The sequence below is a fragment of the Candidatus Endowatersipora endosymbiont of Watersipora subatra genome (genome assembly GCF_964026585.1).
In the GTDB taxonomy this organism is placed as follows: domain Bacteria; phylum Pseudomonadota; class Alphaproteobacteria; order Rhizobiales; family Rhizobiaceae; genus Pseudahrensia.
Window position 1 is genome coordinate 116,774 of the sequence record NZ_OZ032160.1, and the last position, 18,165, is coordinate 134,938.

At 40.7% G+C, this 18,165-nt stretch carries 13 protein-coding genes and 1 other RNA gene; 6 read left to right on the forward strand and 8 right to left on the reverse strand.

What is annotated here, in order from left to right; all coding sequences use genetic code 11:
- Positions 1–3 precede the first annotated feature (3 nt).
- The 6 genes from AAGD37_RS00525 to lgt form a co-directional block, all read right to left on the reverse strand.
- A complete protein-coding gene (locus tag AAGD37_RS00525) occupies positions 4–1,695 on the reverse strand; it encodes a penicillin-binding protein 2 (protein ID WP_341760348.1) in 1,692 nt (563 codons plus the stop codon).
- Positions 1,696–1,709: 14 nt separating this feature from the next.
- Positions 1,710–2,072: a cell division protein FtsL gene (gene ftsL, locus AAGD37_RS00530; protein ID WP_341760349.1), complete on the reverse strand. Its 363-nt coding sequence runs from the start codon at positions 2,070–2,072 to the stop codon at positions 1,710–1,712.
- A complete protein-coding gene (rsmH, locus tag AAGD37_RS00535) occupies positions 2,069–3,073 on the reverse strand; it encodes a 16S rRNA (cytosine(1402)-N(4))-methyltransferase RsmH (protein ID WP_341760350.1) in 1,005 nt (334 codons plus the stop codon). The genes ftsL and rsmH overlap by 4 nt, the downstream gene beginning before the upstream one ends.
- 245 nt (positions 3,074–3,318) lie before the next feature.
- An RNA gene (rnpB, locus tag AAGD37_RS00540) (RNase P RNA component class A) lies at positions 3,319–3,720 on the reverse strand.
- Between the two features lie 105 nt (positions 3,721–3,825).
- Entirely contained in the window at positions 3,826–4,878 is a 1,053-nt protein-coding gene (locus AAGD37_RS00545; protein ID WP_341760351.1) for a class I SAM-dependent methyltransferase, read from the reverse strand.
- Between the two features lie 64 nt (positions 4,879–4,942).
- A complete protein-coding gene (gene lgt, locus AAGD37_RS00550; protein WP_341760352.1) occupies positions 4,943–5,806 on the reverse strand; it encodes a prolipoprotein diacylglyceryl transferase in 864 nt (287 codons plus the stop codon).
- 317 nt (positions 5,807–6,123) lie between these two features.
- Here lgt and AAGD37_RS00555 point away from each other — a divergent pair, with 317 nt between their 5' ends.
- The 3 genes from AAGD37_RS00555 to AAGD37_RS00565 all read left to right on the forward strand — a co-directional run bounded on the left by AAGD37_RS00555 (position 6,124) and on the right by AAGD37_RS00565 (position 11,616).
- Complete coding sequence (locus tag AAGD37_RS00555; protein ID WP_341760353.1) at positions 6,124–6,504, forward strand: DUF4174 domain-containing protein; 381 nt, start codon at positions 6,124–6,126, stop codon at positions 6,502–6,504.
- A 229-nt stretch (positions 6,505–6,733) separates the two neighbouring features.
- A complete protein-coding gene (pyc, locus tag AAGD37_RS00560; RefSeq protein WP_341760621.1) occupies positions 6,734–10,192 on the forward strand; it encodes a pyruvate carboxylase in 3,459 nt (1,152 codons plus the stop codon).
- Between the two features lie 74 nt (positions 10,193–10,266).
- Entirely contained in the window at positions 10,267–11,616 is a 1,350-nt protein-coding gene (locus AAGD37_RS00565) for a UDP-glucose/GDP-mannose dehydrogenase family protein (RefSeq protein WP_341760354.1), read from the forward strand.
- A 70-nt stretch (positions 11,617–11,686) separates the two neighbouring features.
- Here the strand turns inward: AAGD37_RS00565 and rlmB are convergent, their stop codons facing one another.
- Entirely contained in the window at positions 11,687–12,523 is an 837-nt protein-coding gene (gene rlmB / locus AAGD37_RS00570; protein ID WP_341760355.1) for a 23S rRNA (guanosine(2251)-2'-O)-methyltransferase RlmB, read from the reverse strand.
- A 113-nt stretch (positions 12,524–12,636) separates the two neighbouring features.
- The gene (gene lepA, locus AAGD37_RS00575) at positions 12,637–14,439 is read right to left on the reverse strand and encodes a translation elongation factor 4 (protein WP_341760356.1); all 1,803 of its coding nucleotides are present in this window, start codon (positions 14,437–14,439) and stop codon (positions 12,637–12,639) included.
- 756 nt (positions 14,440–15,195) lie between these two features.
- Between lepA and fabA the strand changes: the two genes are divergently transcribed.
- The 3 genes from fabA to fabI all read left to right on the forward strand — a co-directional run bounded on the left by fabA (position 15,196) and on the right by fabI (position 17,902).
- Complete coding sequence (gene fabA, locus AAGD37_RS00580; protein ID WP_341760357.1) at positions 15,196–15,702, forward strand: 3-hydroxyacyl-[acyl-carrier-protein] dehydratase FabA; 507 nt, start codon at positions 15,196–15,198, stop codon at positions 15,700–15,702.
- 90 nt (positions 15,703–15,792) lie between these two features.
- Positions 15,793–17,010 carry a beta-ketoacyl-ACP synthase I gene (fabB, locus tag AAGD37_RS00585; RefSeq protein WP_341760358.1) on the forward strand — a complete coding sequence of 406 codons (1,218 nt, stop codon included), beginning with the start codon at positions 15,793–15,795 and terminating at the stop codon, positions 17,008–17,010.
- 73 nt (positions 17,011–17,083) lie between these two features.
- On the forward strand, positions 17,084–17,902 hold the full coding sequence (gene fabI, locus AAGD37_RS00590; RefSeq protein ID WP_341760359.1) for an enoyl-ACP reductase FabI: 819 nt from the start codon (positions 17,084–17,086) through the stop codon (positions 17,900–17,902).
- The last annotated feature ends 263 nt before the right edge of the window (positions 17,903–18,165 follow it).

Sequence of the window (18,165 nt, forward strand, 5' to 3'; positions counted from 1 at the left end):
CAGTTACCATCTTGATGCTTTTATAGGATGATCCAACGAGAATCCTGCTGTCTCACTAACTCTAAAATCAGGCATAATATCAAGAAAAATCGCTGATCTATTGATGATATTCGATACCACAGGTGCTGCATTACTCGCTGCAGTGGCATCTCTTTTCCCTTGTTCAGGCTTTGGTTCATCAATAATAACAAGAACAATATAACGGGGACTATTTACTGGAAATGTAGCTAAAAATGCATTAAAACGCTTGTCTTTTGAATATCGCCCCCGAACGACCTTCTCCGCTGTGCCTGTTTTCCCTCCGACTAAGTATCCAGGAACTTCAGCGTTTTTACCCGAACCTTTTAAGACATTAAGACGCATTAAATAACGCATGATTTCTGATGTTTTAGGATGAACCACCTGTTTCGCAATCTTATCAGCTTGATCCTGAGATCGAGGGAATAAAGTAGGAGGAATCAATTTACCACCATTCACTAATGCCGCCGCTGCGACCGCTGTTTGTAGAGGCGTTGTGGACAGACCGTGACCATAAGAAATCGTGGTAGAATGAACTTTTTTCCATATTCTGGGTACATTCGGACTTGCAGTCCCTGGTAGTTCAAAACTACTCATCCTATCAAGCAAACCTAGTTTTGACAAAAACTGCCTATGTTGATCAATACCAACAACATGAGCCATTTTTGCAGTCCCAATGTTTGATGAATAAATATAGATTTCAGGGACGCTTAAAATTCGATGTTTCCCATGAAAATCATGGATTGTGAATCGCCCAATGCGCAGTGGTTTTGAGACATCAAATCGACTCTGTAAATTGACTTCGCCAGAATCAAGGGCCATGGCAGTTGTGAATGTCTTGAAGGTTGATCCCATTTCATACGTACCAGTCGATATTCGGTTCAAACGATCTTTTTGAAGTGAACCCACAGCATCATTAGGATTGTAGTCAGGTAATGAAGAGAGCGCCATAATTTCTCCAGTCTGTACATTCAAAACTACACCCGCCGCACCGATAGCATTGTACTTCTCCATAGCTTGAGAGAGTGCATTACGAACAAAGTACTGAACACGAAGATCAATGGATAAATACACAGATTCTATTTCTTTCTTCAGAAGAAGACCAGAATTTTGAAAATCACGTAACCAAACATCATCCAGATGTTTTTCAATTCCAGCAATACCCTGATTATCGATATTAGTATGCCCGAGGATGTGGGAAGCAATTGCTGCTGATGGATAATAACGCTTACTTTCTTCTTTGAATCCGATCCCAGGTAACCCTAATGCTAAAACTTCTGATTGTTGCCGTGGTGTAATTTCCCGCTGAATCCATGCAAAAGCGACATCACTGCTTAAACGCTTTATTATTATATCATAGTTCAGATCAGGTAGGACAGTAATCAACGCCTTGTAAATTTCATTTGGATGTTCAATTTTCCTTGGTTCCGCGAAAAGTGATTGCATCGGAATATCAAGTGCTAGTATTTCACCGTTACGATCAAGAAGACGCGGTCTTGAGGCGGCCAAGTTCCTATCAATATTTAACTGATGGACCACCTGTTTCTCAGGCTGGAATCCTAGGAATACCAATCGGCCTTGAATACTTAAAAAAAGAAAAATCATAACCAAACGGATCAGTGTAATTCGTTTTTGCGTCTTCTCAGCATAATTTGAGCAGGATACATCATGAAACACGCCTTTCGATATCCTTATTTGTATACCAATGAATTGATCTCATCTGTCGTCGAGTGTCCATCCAGATCGCTTCCTTTATTTTTCACTATACTGAAAAAGGAAGCTAATTCATCAAGTTGGATGATCTGGTTTGATTGAATCGCCTGCAATTGAAGCTGAGACTGAAATTTCTTAGCAATTTTTTCCAGTCGATCAGGGTTTGTCATAATTGCCCAGTCAGCTTCCAGTAAACTAATTTTTGTATTTTGTTTCGCAAGCTCTCCACGCAATCGTACCAAAGTCTTGGCAGACTGCTTAGACTCATGTTTGATTCCATAAGTCCATATCGTAACTATAAGAACAGAACCCATCATTAGAATATGAGTCACTCTGATCATTCGGACTGTTCTCCTAATACTGAACTAAGGAGTTGCAGTTGAGGAAGTCTAAAATCAAGGTTCTTTTCAATCCGAGCGGGAGACTCAGTACGAAAGGCATAGCGCAATTTTGCAGATCGAGCTCTCGAATTTGTTTGTATTTCTTGGCTAGATGGAAAAATTGGGGAGCGATATTCTAATCTAAAGGTCGGTGCTTTAAAAGCAATCTGTGGAACATAACGGGATGGCTGATGGGTTTCAGAACGATTCAGCATAAATTTCTTCACCAATCGATCTTCTAGAGAGTGAAAAGTAACTACCACTAATAGCCCTCCTGGTTTCAAAATTCTTTCCGCAGCAAGCAAAGCATTGAACAACTGATCGAGTTCAGCATTGACAAAAATACGTAAAGCTTGAAATGTTCGGGTTGCTGGATGTATTTTACAAGACTGAGTGCGCCCCAAAATACCTTCAACACATTTTGTTAGATCAATCGTAGTTTCAAACGGTCGAATCTGACGGTCTTGAATAATTTTTTTAGATACTTGCGAGGCCCTCTTTTCATCTCCTAGCATTCTGATAATTCGTGTTAAGTTAGGATGGTCCATAGTGTTAATTACATCAGCAGCAGAGATCCCTGCCTTTTCCATCCGCATGTCAAGCGGACCGTTTGTTTGGAAAGAAAATCCTCTTTCTGGTCGATCGATCTGCATTGAAGATACACCAACATCAGCAATCACAGCATCAACCTGAGAATAGCCTAAAAGCCTTGCAATAAAATCGATCTGTGAAAATCGAGCCTGTTTAACAGTTACCTGACCAGGGAATTGATTCACAAGAACTTTTGCTGCAGCTACTGCATCTGGATCACGATCAATCCCAAGAACTTTTGCCTGACGTTTCAGAAAAGCATGGCTATATCCTCCAGCACCAAAAGTTGCATCAATGAGGATCTGTCCTCTTTTAATATCTAGAACATTGAGAACATCACTGAGCATAACAGGGATATGAACATTTCTCATCTCCTTAAACAAGGATCCAGCAGAAACATTGAGAAAAAATATGCTGTTGAAGAGAGACTAGTTCTGCATGCTGTTCTACGAACAGTCGAAGAGATAACATAAAAGACTTCCCTTCTCCCAATACCAGCTGATTGGAACTTTTCGTACACGTTAATGCTTGAGATAAAGTCAAGAAGAATAGCAGAAAATACTCTGATTTCTAGCAAGTAAAAAGCCTTATGTTTAGTACAATCCATAAAATCATCAAAGTCAGTTGGCTTATAAGCCGGGTTCTGTACGCTTTTCACATCAGTAAAAAGATGGTGACCATTCCTCTAGGATCCGTATTGCTACGCACCTCATCGCGACCAACCCGGACACTCTCCTGCCTGGAGACAAGCTCGCTTTGCCGAAGCAAAACACGGCGTCCCTATTAGGTCTTGCTCCCGGTGGGGTTTACAAAGCCACTCTCGTTACCGACAGTGCGGTAAGCTTTTACCTTACCTTTTCACCCTTGCCGGATCGGATAGAGAACCGGCGGTATATTTTCTGTTGCACTTTCCCTAGGGTCACCCCCGCCGGTGGTTAACCGGCACCGTGCCTCCATGGAGCCCGGACTTTCCTCCCCGCACAGAAAAAACTGACGGAGCAGCCACCCAGCCAACTGACCACGCTCTAACTAACTGAACCCTCCCAAAAGTCAAAGAGAAAATATTCTCATAACCTTCTTGCTTTATTGTATTCGATCGACCTGTTAAGTGCAGAAGTGATCGCTAAAATCTAGGACTGTTTAGTTTTATCCCAGAACCCAATACTAATACCTTAAATAATTGCCCCATATCTTCAGGCGAGGCAAGCCTTGTGACTGCTTCCTGTAAGGATTTCTGTACAACACTATCTTGATTCCAACCGAGCCTAGAGGCTCTTTCAAGTAATCCAAGACTCAACAGAAAATCTGACTGTGTAACGATCTGGTGCATCTGATTCAGATTTTCTACGCTTTCTATCATTGACAGCAGAGCTGAGAAGTCAACATGGCTGGTCAAATCAGACTTTCCTGGGTTATAAAAGACATCGCAATAAGCATGATCTCTGACTGCTTGAAAGGTATTTCCAAATCTTGGTAAAAGATGGCCATAATCGATAAAAAGCGCAGCACCGGAACAAATGCTGATATATGTTTGTATCTCGTCAACAATGGCTTCACGAGCTGGAGATGTTTCAAATATTGTTCCTTTTGGTTGTCTGGCATGATTTGAAGGAAGCAATGCCTGATCTAAAATGGATGGACCTGTGACAAAGCTTAATTTATGATTAATCACTCCCACCGCACGCTCGATCCAGTATCTTCCTACTTTTATCCACTGTTTTACAGCGAGAGTATCAAGAAATTCATTAGCAATAAAAATTGTTGGTGCAGAAGGAAGCGGAAGAAACATTAAATCCTTAATCCACTGAATAGGTACTGTTTGGTTTGACAATGTTAATCGTTGTTGTTGTATCAAAGAAGGGCTTATTTCCAAAAGAAAAATCTGGATCCCTGATAAAAAAAGAGGTAGAGTTCTTCCTACGCGTAAAAGGTCTTTTATTAACGTACCACGACCTGGCCCCATTTCTACGAGGTTAAAAATGGAGGGTTTACCCAGTTCAATCCACATATTCATACACCAGATCCCAACTAGTTCTCCAAACATCTGATTAATTTCTGGAGCAGTGATAAAATCACCGCCATCTCGGTTTCTCAATGATTTCTTGCCAATAGGCTGGTGTGTCATGTAATAACCGTGTTTGGGATGGGTAAGGCACATTGCCATATAATCAGACACCGGCAAAGAGCCTTCATTGATAATGCGTTCTCGAATTTCGTTCTCCAGTGCATTCATAATACAATTACAATACTATATTTTGTCTGTCGTGCCAAACAACACGGCTTTTGGCACTCATCATCCCCCAAATTCCTAAGGGAATCATAGGGAATGATAAAATCATCCCCATTGTTATCCATCCTCCAGCAAGATAACCAATATGCGCGTCGGGTTCACGAAAAAATTCAATGAAGATCCGGGCTGTTGAATAACCAACTCCCCATGCTCCACTGATAAATCCTGGCATTACGAGCTTTTTAAATTTGAAGATTAATATACTCAGGATGATAAATAGGACGACCCCTTCAAGACCAGCTTCATAAAGTTGACTGGGATGACGTGCAACTGGCCCACCTGTAGAAAAAATGAAAGACCAAGAAACATCCGATGGGCGTCCCCAAAGTTCCGAATTTATGAAATTTGCGAGCCTGCCGAAAAACAATCCAAAGCAGGATGAGACGGCCATGATATCAAAAAGTGAAAATGGTGAGAAAGACCTTTGCCGAGAAAATAAGATCATCGAGAGAAGAGAAGCTAGAGCTCCGCCATGAAAGCTCATACCACCACACCATATTGCAAAAATATCCAAAGGGTTCATAAGATAATAACCAAAATTGTAAAAAAGCACATAACCTAGTCTACCACCGACAATAATGCCAATAATGGCCCAAATCATAAAATCATCAAGGTCAATCTGTGTGAAAGGGGCACCTACGGGAGACCATAGACTGGAGCGAGAAACAACTTGTCTGGCAAAGAACCATCCCAAAAGAATACCGAACATGTAAGAAATACCATACCAATGGATAATGATCGGTCCAATTTCAATTAAAATAGGATCAATCGAAAGAAACTGCAGAAGCGATTGACTGTAGGATAGTGTACTCATAGTGTTTTTCTTTAAAACTAAATAAATAGAGAAATAATCATTCAGTGAACTCTATCAATGCAACTTCACGCTTCTGAGAAAACTCTTGGTCTATAAAGGAATTATTATTGAGAGTGAGCTTGCGCTTTCAAGTTCGGGATAGAAGATTCTTCTTGTATAAAAATCCCTATCAGCATGAGGTTTATTGATTATGCTCAACTTATCATATGTGGTAGAAAATGATTTGTCTTTCCGTTACAGACCGACTATAAAGCAATATATCCATTATATTTGTCATGATATTAGTGAAAACATATTTTTGGGCTTCCATTCTTTTCATGTTCATGACTGTTTCAGGTCAAGCAGCCGCACTCTCTCCTTTTTTGGGTAAGAAACGTCTTCTCCTTTTATTTTCTAAATCTAGAAGCAGCGCAATACTTGAAAGACAGATTGATTTGCTTCAGGATGTGCGCACTGATCTTTCTAATCACGATATAATTGTATTGGTGACTCAAGGAAAACAGAACACAATTGCTAACATTGGATATGCCCACATGCCACCAAATGCTGCACGGGAATTGAAAAAAAAATTTCAGCCAAAGGACTCCCTTCTCACTGTAGTACTCGTTGGTAAGGACGGATTAGAAGTTGGACGATGGAATAGGATAATTTATCCCGAAGCTATTATTGATCTCATCGATCCTTCGATTCTGCCCTGACCGTTCAAAACCCCATAATAGATCTATCTATTACTTGACATTGGTTCGAAAAGATAAGCTCCGAGCAGGTTCCTGAAATGGCATTCTCATGAATAATTCAGTTAATAATGGCAGAATTCATCGTCAAAACAATCCAGATCTTAAGATATCTAAGCTATTGGAATTTGCATGAAGCCATTGACCCTCTATATAGAGAATCAATGATTGCCACTTAATGCTACCGAGATTCATGGCTATAAAAAAAATTCTTGTTGCAAACCGTTCTGAAATTGCTATCCGTGTCTTCCGCGCTGCCAACGAGCTAGGTCTTAAAACTGTCGCTGTCTGGACCAAAGAGGACAAATTAGCCCTTCACCGATTCAAGGCTGATGAAGCCTATCAGATAGGGACCGGCCCTCATCTCCAAATCCCCATGGGACCGATTGAAAGTTATCTCTCCATTCAAGAGATACTGAGAGTGACCAAACTTTCAGGAGCAGATGCCATTCATCCGGGTTATGGTCTCTTATCGGAAAGCCCAGAATTTGTTGACGCCTGTGAAGAAGCCGGCATCACTTTCATTGGACCAAAGTCAGAGACAATGCGGGTACTTGGTAATAAACTGACAGCCCGAAATCTTGCTCTCTCCGCTGGAGTGCCTGTTCTTCCAGCGACTTCTTCTCTTCCTAATAACATCCATGAGATCAAGCATCTGGCAACCGAGATGGGCTATCCTGTTATGCTCAAAGCCTCATGGGGTGGTGGAGGCCGTGGTATGCGGATTATTCGGTCTGAGAATGATTTGGAACGAGAGTCCCTTGAAGCCCGCCGAGAAGCACAGGCTGCTTTTAACAAAGACGAAATTTATCTAGAGAAACTAGTTGAAGATGCACGCCATGTAGAAGTTCAGATATTGGGTGACACAGAAGGTAATGCGGTTCACCTGTTTGAACGAGACTGTTCGGTACAACGTCGTAATCAAAAGGTAGTCGAACGTGCACCCGCTCCCTACCTTGATGAAACACAGCGCAGAGAACTTTGTGAGTATGCACTGAAGATTGCCAAAGCAACGAATTATATAGGAGCAGGTACGGTTGAATTCCTGATGGATATCAACACGAGAAGCTTTTACTTCATCGAAGTCAATCCTCGTGTCCAGGTCGAACATACGGTAACAGAAGAAGTGACAGGAATAGATATTATAAAAGCACAAATTCATCTTGTCGCTGGCTATGCAATCGGAAGTCAAGAATCGGGAATACCGAAGCAGTGTAACGTTCGATTGAACGGTCATGCTCTGCAATGTCGTATCACAACAGAAGATCCTGAACGAAACTTTATTCCTGACTATGGACGAATTACAGCCTATCGTGGTGCTACTGGTTTCGGTGTCCGTCTTGATGGTGGCACAGCGTACTCAGGAGCGGTTATTACTCGCTTTTATGATCCTTTGCTAGAAAAAGTCACAGCATGGGCCCCAACACCTCAAGAAGCCATAAAACGTATGGATCGCGCTCTGCGAGAATTTCGTATTCGAGGGGTATCTACTAATCTAACTTTCCTTGAAAATATTATCACACATCCAAAATTCAACGATGGAACTTATACAACAAAATTCATTGATACAACGTCAGAATTATTTGAAAAAGTGAAGCGACGGGATCGTGCAACTAGATTACTGAACTATATCGCTGATGTCTCAATTAATGGGCATCCTGAAACCCGTAATCGTCAAAAACCAGAATTAGGAGTTACATCACCCGATGCTCCCTGGTTTGAAAGAAATATCCAAGATGGAACTCGAAACCGTCTGGATGCTCATGGACCTAAAGAATTTTCTAAATGGATGCGGAATTGTGATCAGGTTCTGATTAGTGATACCACCATGCGAGATGCCCACCAGTCACTATTAGCTACACGTATGCGGACCTATGACATTATTCCTGTCGCAGCTTCTTATGCTAAAAGTCTTCCGCAATTACTATCATTGGAATGTTGGGGGGGGGCAACTTTTGATGTTGCGATGCGCTTTATGAACGAAGACCCTTGGGAGCGTTTGATGCTTATTCGTGAACAAGTCCCCAATATTTTACTACAGGCACTTGTTAGAGGTTCTAATGGTGTTGGTTATACTGGATATCCAGATAATATTGTAAGTCATTTTATTTCTGAAGCAGCAAAAAATGGTATTGATCTGTTTCGGGTCTTCGACTGTCTGAACTGGGTTGAAAACATGCGGGTATCTATAGACTCTATTTTAGAGAGCGGTAAACTCTGTGAAGCAGCAATTTGTTATACTGGTGACGTGCTCGATAAAAAACGGCCTCAATACAATTTGGATTACTATCTAAAGATGGTGCGCTCTCTTGATCAGGCCGGCGCCCATATTATTTGCATAAAAGATATGGCTGGTTTGATGAAACCCGCAGCTGCACGACAATTGTTCCCTGCTCTACGCAAGGAAACTGATCTCCCGATTCATTTTCATACCCATGACACGTCAGGTATTTCTGCAGCAACCGTTCTTGCTGCTGTCGAAGCTGGTGTTGATGCGATTGATGCCGCAATGGATTCATTATCTGGCAATGCATCTCAGCCGTGTTTGGGGTCTATTGTCGAAGCTCTCAAAAATTCGGATCGTGATTCTGGTCTTGATGGTGATGCTATTCGAAAAATTTCACTCTACTGGGAATCTGTCCGTGCTCAATATTTAGCCTTTGAAAGCAATGTAAGATCACCAGCTTCAGACGTTTATGTTCATGAAATGCCAGGAGGTCAGTATACTAACTTAAAAGAACAGGCCCGTTCATTAAATCTCGGCACCCGCTGGAATGAAATTGCCAAGACCTATGCTGAGGTCAATGATATGTTCGGTGATATTGTAAAAGTCACTCCCTCTTCGAAAGTTGTTGGCGACATGGCTTTGATGATGGTTAGTCAAGAGTTGACACGTCCTGATGTTGAGGAGCCTAAGAAAGACATTGACTTTCCTGATTCTGTGTTATCCTTGATGCGAGGGAATCTAGGTATTCCTCCAAATGGATGGCCTAAACTTCTCCAAAAAAAGGTCTTAAAAGGGGAACAACCTCTTATGGAGAGACCTGGTGCTTCGATGCCACTAGCAAATCTCAGTTCATTACGCAAAGAGGCAGAAGAGGTGGTACAGAGACAGATAAGCGATACAGAATTTGTTTCTTATTTGATGTATCCAAAAGTATTTACCGATTATGCTTATGCTCGGCGGGAATATGGTCCCACATCTACATTGCCTACGCTTATCTATTTTTATGGGATGCAACCAGGCGATGAGATAACTATTGAAATAGAAAAGGGCAAGCTACTTGTTGTCCATTGTCTTGCCTATGGTGAGATTGATAAACAGGGGATGGTTACTGTATTTTTTGAACTCAATGGTCAGCCGAGACGTGCTCGTGTTCCTGATCGAGTGCGTAGAAAAAATGCCGAACCGGTCCGTCCTAAAGCTGATCTTGATAATCCTAGCCACATCAGTTCCCCTATCCCGGGTGTGATTTCGATGATCATGGTAGAAGCTGGGCAGTACATATCAGCAGGTGATGTTCTATTGTCAATTGAAGCAATGAAAATGGAAACTGTATTGCATGCCGAAAAAGATGGAAAAGTAGCCGAAGTCCTTGTCCGACGTGGAGATCAAGTTGATGCTAAAGATTTATTGATCCGCTTCGAATAGATCCAACTAGGATACGTTCTCATTGATATGCTGATCAACACCTTTAAAGGTTGTTAAGAAAGGTTATAATAATAGTGATTATATCTGTCATTGGAACAGGACATGTTGGTCTTGTAACCGGAGCCGGATTTTCTGAAATGGGCCATACGGTTATTTGCATTGATCAAAATCAGGATAAGATAACGTCGATTATTGATGGAAGCATTCCTATTTATGAGCCAAGTCTTGATGAGATCGTTTCAAGAAACAAAAGCTCTGGAAGACTCCATTTTACAACAGATTTGGCCGAAGGCATTTGTTTATCTGATGTTATTTTTATTGCTGTTGACACCCCTCAGTTATCTCATGGACAGTCTGATCTCTCACAGCTTGAGTCTGTGACTCATCAGGTCGCTAAAGCTTCTAATAACAAGAAGACTATTGTTATCAAGTCAACCGTTCCTGTATCGACTTGCCGACGGATTGACCGCATACTTAGAAAATATGGGAATGGTACTGTATTTAATGTTGTGTCAAATCCTGAGTTTTTGCGTGAGGGGAAGGCTGTATACGATTTCATGAATCCTGATCGTATTGTTTTAGGCACTCGATCTGATGATAAAGATGCAAAACGAACCATGATGAAAATTTATGAACCTTTTGAAAAAGACCATGTTGAGATCATTTACACGACCTTAGAAACTTCTGAATTAATTAAATACTCAGCTAATGCATTTCTTGCTACTAAAGTTGCATTCATCAATGAAATGGCAAATTTATGTGATGCAGTGGGAGCTAATATCACGGAACTGGCACGAGGGATTGGATTAGATAATCGCATAGGTTCATCTTTCTTAAAACCAGGACCGGGCTATGGTGGTTCTTGTTTTCCTAAAGATACACTGTCCTTAACGGTTCAAGCTCAGGAAGCTAACTGTCCGGTTAGGATTATCGAGTCTGTTATTAATTCAAATTCTTCTCACATACGGCGTCTTGGAAGACGTGTTTCTGACTTCTGTGCGGAGTGCTGGAATATTGACTGCAAATCTTCTCTTTTAGGTAAGAAAATTGCAGTACTCGGTCTATCTTTTAAAGCAAATACAGATGATATTCGCTCTGCAGCTAGTACAGTCATCATACCTTTTTTGATCAAACAGGGAGCTAAAGTAATGGGCTTTGATCCAGTGTTAAGCGCAACTGAAAAATTTACTGATCAATTTCAGGATACCATTCCAACCTTCGAAGCAAAAACGGATCTCGATACTGTTTTATGGGGTGCCGATGTAGTTCTAGTGCTCACCGAATGGGAAGAGATCGCGAAAATAGATTGGTTAAAGAAACGCTCAATTCTTAATTCACCTATAGTCGTTGATTTCAGAAATCTATTTAATCCTGATTTAATGAGAAAATATGGATATCATTATGCATCGCTCGGGAGACCCTGATCCAGTAATCTCTAGGAATATTTTCTGTTTGCTAGATCTTCTGGAATATGGATCTCTATCCGTTCTATTTTTAGAAAAATCGAGAGCGATTCTTAGTAATATAAAGGGCAAGAGCTGCTGAATTGGAGACATTCAGTGATTTTATAGAACCTGGCATTTCAATTTTAGCTATTTCTGTACAGATATCCCGTATTTTTTTACGTAATCCTCGGCCTTCTGATCCTATGATTAAAACCATGGGTTGGGCCTGGTTCGACTTTGCAATTGTTTCCATTAAATTGTCTCCATCGCTATCCAACCCCACGCTTTTAAAGCCCATTTCATTCAGTTCGATCAGAGCCTTAACGAGATTATTGACCTTGATAATCTGCATAAGATCGAGAGCACCAGAGGCCGATTTTGCCATCACAGCAGTCTCAACGGTTGAATAGTGACATGTTGTTAGTACATAATCCACATTAAAAGCAACGGCTGATCGAAGAATCGCACCAAAATTATGAGGATCAGTAATCTGATCCAAAGCTAGAATCAAATCGGAATCAGCAATTTGGAAAAGATTTGCAGACCCTAACGGTTCAAGAGGGTTGCAGGTGAGGACCACCCCTTGATGGACCTTATCGTCACCAACCAATGCATCAATCTGTGCAGGTTTAACAAGTTTAGTTTTTATAGAAAATGATTCCAAATCTACTTGAAGGCGATTACGTGCATTGACAGTTATCAAGAGACTCGACTTTTTCCGTTTTGGATTTTGAAGAGCTGCCCGTACAGCATGAAGACCATAAATATAAAGATTATCTAGTGACTTACCTGATAATCTAAAAGATGATTTTCTTTGTCTTGATTGGCCTCTCCTTCCACACATTTTAGCTGAATGATGAGTTAATTTGAAGCGTGAATGGTTCATTATCAAACGATAGCATGGTTAGATTTTACAGACCATAACAAATTGAAGAGACTCTCTTCTCATGGATTCGGGATTGACAAGAAAATTGGAGCTTTAGCTCTAATCTGAAATTACTAATTTATCTTGAGCGATTCCATAAAAGCAGATTGAGGAATTTGAACGTTACCGAATTGACGCATTCTTTTTTTACCAGCTTTCTGTTTTTCAAGTAGCTTACGTTTTCTGCTTTTGTCGCCTCCATAACACTTCGCTGTGACATCTTTTCGAACAGCTGAAATCGTCTCACGTGCAAGAATATGACTACCAATTGCAGCCTGAATCGAAATCTTAAATAGATGCTTCGGAATGAGTTCTTTAAGTTTTTCACACATAAACCGACCACGGACTAGTGCAGCGGAGCGATGAACCAGAATGGACAAAGCGTCAACTGGTTTACTATTAACCATGATAGAGAGTTTAACAAGGTCAGCATTGCGATATTCATTGATATTGTAATTAAAAGAGGCATACCCCCGCGAGAGACTTTTTAATCGATTATAAAAATTAAATACTATCTCACTAAGAGGTAACTCATAAGATAGCATAGCTCGTAACCCTACATAAGTAAAATGAGTCTGAATTCCCCGACAATCTTGACATAATTCTAAAATTGGCCCCAGATATTTATCTGGTGTCAAAACAGTTGCCTGAATCCATGGCTCATGAATCTCTTCAATTTTCATCAAATCGGGCATATCAGATGGATTGTACAAGCTCAAATCTCTACCATCACGCATTTTAAGACGGTAAACAACACTGGGTGCGGTTGCAATGAGATCAAGATTGAATTCACGTTCCAAACGCTCCTGAATAATCTCTAAATGCAAAAGACCTAGAAACCCACAGCGGAAGCCAAATCCAAGGGCCGTGGAACTCTCCACTTCAAAGGAAAAGCTCGCATCATTAAGCTGCAATTTACCAACAGCAGAACGAAAATCCTCGAAGTCGTCTCCATCAACAGGAAACAAACCACAAAATACAACCGGTTGGGCTGGTTTAAACCCAGGCAAGGCCTCTGTGGTTGGACGTCTATCCTCAGTGATCGTATCACCAATACGGGTATTGGCCACTTCTTTGATTGAAGCGGTCATAAACCCGATCTCGCCTGGTCCTAAAACTTCAACCTCTTTCAGCTTAGGTAACATAACACCGATCCGGTCGACTGTGTATTTAACTTTTGTACTCATCATCCAAATACTCTGGCCTTTACGGAGCTCACCCTCAATAACACGAACTAGGACGACAACACCTAGATAAGAATCGTACCAGCTATCAACCAACAAGGCTTTTAAAGGTTGATGATCCTGAACGAGAGACGGTGATGGTAATCGCTCAATAATTGATTCCATCACTTTTTCTATACCAAAACCGGTTTTAGCAGAAATTTCTACTGCTTTGCTGGCATCAAGACCAATAATTTCTTCAATCTGTCGCTTGACACGTTCTGGTTCGGCAGCAGGTAGATCAATTTTATTAAGAACAATGATAATCTCATGATGATTTTCAATCGCCTGATAAACATTTGCTAAAGTTTGTGCCTCTACACCCTGACTAGCGTCAACTACTAACAAAGAGCCTTCGCAGGCTGATAGTGACCGTGAAACTTCGTAAGAAAAATCAACGTGGCCGGGGGTATCAATCAAATTTAAAATATAGTTTTTACCGGCGGTTGTCTTATAGTGCAAACGCGCTGTTTGAGCTTTAATGGTAATGCCTCTTTCTTTTTCGATGTCCATACTATCAAGGACTTGCTCACACATTTCATATCCATCTAAACCGCCACAATACTGGATGAGTCGATCTGCAAGTGTTGATTTACCATGATCAATATGGGCGATAATAGAAAAATTTCGTATGCAAGAAAGTAGCGTAGACATATAGGATCTTCTCTTTAGTCAGTTTTTTTTGAACTATTGGGTCACTTTCATAAAGGAATTTCTATTGATCTCTGCCGCGCAAAGACATAGACTGTGGTATTTGTTAATACAATCCTGATTATTCTTGTAACCGTCTCTCTTTAAGTTGTATTGAGCATTTTTGATAATAGCTATTTCTTTTCAGGAGAATTCTGAATCAGGACTTAGTGCATCGTTACATTCATGATGTCGATTGGATTTGGGGGATATAGTTCTTTTGTTTTGAACCCTTCTTTTTTCTACATTTTACATAAGATACAAAAACGGATAGAACTTTCTGACATGCATGGAGTCACGAATCTTAAGAAACTTCCTATCTATCCACAAGATAATTAGCTATCTTAGCCTTATAAGAAAAAACATATTTGGCTTTGGTTGATTTGTTCATAATAAAGACAAGTTTATACTAGCCAAGATCACCTAAAATCTCGAGTCCTCATTATAAATAAATTGATTCAAAACCGTTAAAGAGTAGTCTTGCTCTGAAATAGAAATCTTATAATCACACTATCTATACAGATCATTGAATAGAAGAGATGTAAAACTGAAAAATATGATGAGACTTTCACGTCGAAGTATGTGCCTAATGAGGGTCAAAATGAATTCATTTGACCGGCTATCATGTGATCTGTAAATTGACCGTACACACGGCCGGTCACTTTGCAGTCTATAAATTTAGGTTGTTGAGATCAAATTTTGAGTTTCAGGGTGGCGTTTATGCATAAGCAAAAGTCCAGTTATTCACATGAAGAAGTTCTACATTGTAGCCGAGGAGAGATGTTTGGAGCTGGGAATGCTCAGTTACCTCTGCCTCCTATGTTGATGTTTGACCGCATAACAGATATTTCAGAAACTGGCGGTAAAAATGGCAAGGGTTATATTCGGGCTGATTTTAAGGTACATGATGATCTGTGGTTTTTTCAGTGTCATTTTCAAGGTGATCCAGTAATGCCGGGTTGTCTAGGCTTAGACGCTATGTGGCAATTAACCGGTTTTTATCTAGGTTGGCTTGGAGAATGCGGGAAAGGACGAGCTCTTTCAACAGGTGAGGTAAAATTTACCGGCATGGTAACCCCGAAGATAAAATTGGTGGAATATGGTATTGATTTAAGTCGAGTGATAAGAAGTCGTCTTGTTCTCGGCATCGCCGATGGGTGGATGAAAGCAGACGGAGAGATTATTTATATTGCAAAGGATTTACGAGTTGCCTTGTTTCAAAAATAGTTTCTAGTCGACATTAACTGATAATATGGGATTTAGTGACCTATAATTTAACGAGATATTAGAGAATATTAGCATGCAAAGGATCGAAGAATGAAACGGGTTGTAGTGACCGGAATGGGTATTGTTTCTTCAATCGGTAATAATTCTCAGGAAGTGCTTAAGTCTTTGCGTGAGGGTAAATCTGGAACGAGCTTTTCCAATGATTTTTTTCAACATGGATTCCGATGTCATGTCCATGGTGAACCAGAGATGGATCCATTCCAAATTTTAGACCGTCGTACAGCCCGATTTATGAGCAAAGGGACCGCATGGAATTATATTGCTATGCAGCAAGCTATTCAGGGTTCGGGTCTGGAAGAATCTGAAATTATCAATCCTATGACTGGGATCATTATGGGTTCTGGAGGTCCTTCAACAAAAACGATTATAGAGGCTGCTCAAAAGACCATTGAAATGGGATCTCCCAAACGGATCGGACCGACTGCTGTTCCTAAAGCTATGAGCTCGACTGCATCAGCTGTTCTAGCTACTCAGTTTGAGATTAAGGGGGTTAATTATTCAATTTCTTCAGCCTGTGCGACATCTAATCATTGTATAGGTAATGCATTTGAGACGATTCAATTAGGCAAACAGGATATTATATTTGCTGGGGGATCTGAAGATCTTGACTGGACAATGTCAAACTTATTTGATGCGATGGGAGCGATGTCCTCAAAATATAATGAAACACCTAATACTGCTTCCCGTGCGTTTGATGTTTCTCGTGATGGGTTTGTTATTGCAGGCGGTGCTGGTGTTTTAGTTCTTGAAGAGCTTCAGCATGCAAAGGCACGTGGTGCTAAGATCTATGGTGAAGTGATTGGATATGGGTTAACTTCAGATGGGTACGATATGGTCGCTCCTTCTGGAGAAGGAGCGATCCGTTGCATGAAGATGGCGCTGAAAGATGTTCGTGAAAAGATTGACTATATCAATCCTCATGCGACATCGACTGGACTGGGTGATGAGAGAGAAATAGAGGCTCTGCGTGCGGTGTTTGGCAATGATTGTCCACCGATCTCTGCCACAAAGTCATTGACGGGGCACTCACTAGGAGCGACAGGTGTTCAAGAAGCTATTTATTCTCTTTTGATGATACAAAATAGGTTCATCTGTAAAAGTGCGCATATCACTAATTTAGATCCTGAGTTCTCTGACATGCCGATCGTTCGAGAACGCGTTGATAATGTAGGAGTCAACACAGTCTTATCAAATTCATTTGGGTTTGGTGGTACTAACGCATCTCTTGTTTTTCAAGCCTATCAGTAGATGAAAAGATTTACTTGATTTTTAATCAAGTAGTACAAAACAAAACTTACACTTGTAGATGAGATAATGATCTATGACACACTTGACTTCAAATATTATGGTTGGCAAACGTGGTCTTGTCATGGGTGTTGCCAATAACCATTCGATTGCATGGGGTATTGCTCGTATGTTATCGGTCCATGGGGCCGAAATGGCTTTTACATATCAAGGTGATGCGTTTGGGAAGCGGATTAAGCCATTAGCTAAATTACTTGGTTCATCTTTGCTCTTACCGTGTGATGTAGAAGATATAAAATCAGTTTCCTATGTTTTTGAGACACTTCGAAGTGAATGGGGGAAGCTTGACTTTTTTGTTCATGCTATTGGCTTTTCAAATAAAAATGAGCTGAGAGGAAAATACTGCCATACAACTCGAGAAAATTTTATTAAAACAATGGTGATCTCCTGTTTTTCTTTTACAGAGACAGCTAAACGTGCTGCCGAGCTAATGAGAGAAAGAGGTTCGATGGTTACTCTCACCTATGGAGGAGCCAATCGGGTTATGCCTAACTATAATGTAATGGGGGTTGCCAAAGCTGCTCTTGAAGCAAGTGTACGCTATTTGGCAACCGATCTTGGACCAGACGATATTCGGGTTAATGCAATTTCTGCTGGTCCAGTCAGAACTCTTGCGGGGACTGGCATCTCTGATGCTCGATTGATGTATAATTACCAGCAGCGTAATGCTCCCCTTCGTCGTACAGTGACTCTCGAAGACATCGGTGGCTCTGCCCTGTATTTGTTATCGGATTTGTCTTCAGGTGTTACTGGGGAAGTCCATTATGTTGATTCTGGATATTCTACTATCTACATGCCAACGATTGAAGAATTGAAGAAAATAGACGGTGAGTGAATTCATCTGCTTTTAGTCTAAAAGGTTGAATCACCTACTAACGTTTTCGGTTCCAAATCTGATTGCAATCGTGAAATTGAATACCTTGTTAAATTTTGCTAATCAAGTAATTTTGATAGCTTTCATATGAGATAAGAACTGATAAACAGGGGATAGAGTTCTGATAATAAATAGTGATCCCAAAAATGATTACGAAATTCTGATCTGGTATCGAGATTTAGGTATCGATATAGCTTTGTTAGATCATCCCGTTGATAGAAGAG

Coding starts and splice junctions, on each gene's coding strand:
- ftsL (WP_341760349.1), bottom strand. CDS start 2,072: ATGATCAGAGTGACTCATATTCTAATGATGGGTTCTGTTCTTATAGTT.
- rsmH (WP_341760350.1), bottom strand. CDS start 3,073: ATGAGAAATGTTCATATCCCTGTTATGCTCAGTGATGTTCTCAATGTT.
- lgt (WP_341760352.1), bottom strand. CDS start 5,806: ATGAGTACACTATCCTACAGTCAATCGCTTCTGCAGTTTCTTTCGATT.
- AAGD37_RS00555 (WP_341760353.1), top strand. CDS start 6,124: ATGTTCATGACTGTTTCAGGTCAAGCAGCCGCACTCTCTCCTTTTTTG.
- pyc (WP_341760621.1), top strand. CDS start 6,734: ATGGCTATAAAAAAAATTCTTGTTGCAAACCGTTCTGAAATTGCTATC.
- rlmB (WP_341760355.1), bottom strand. CDS start 12,523: ATGAACCATTCACGCTTCAAATTAACTCATCATTCAGCTAAAATGTGT.
- lepA (WP_341760356.1), bottom strand. CDS start 14,439: ATGTCTACGCTACTTTCTTGCATACGAAATTTTTCTATTATCGCCCAT.
- fabA (WP_341760357.1), top strand. CDS start 15,196: ATGCATAAGCAAAAGTCCAGTTATTCACATGAAGAAGTTCTACATTGT.
- fabB (WP_341760358.1), top strand. CDS start 15,793: ATGAAACGGGTTGTAGTGACCGGAATGGGTATTGTTTCTTCAATCGGT.
- fabI (WP_341760359.1), top strand. CDS start 17,084: ATGACACACTTGACTTCAAATATTATGGTTGGCAAACGTGGTCTTGTC.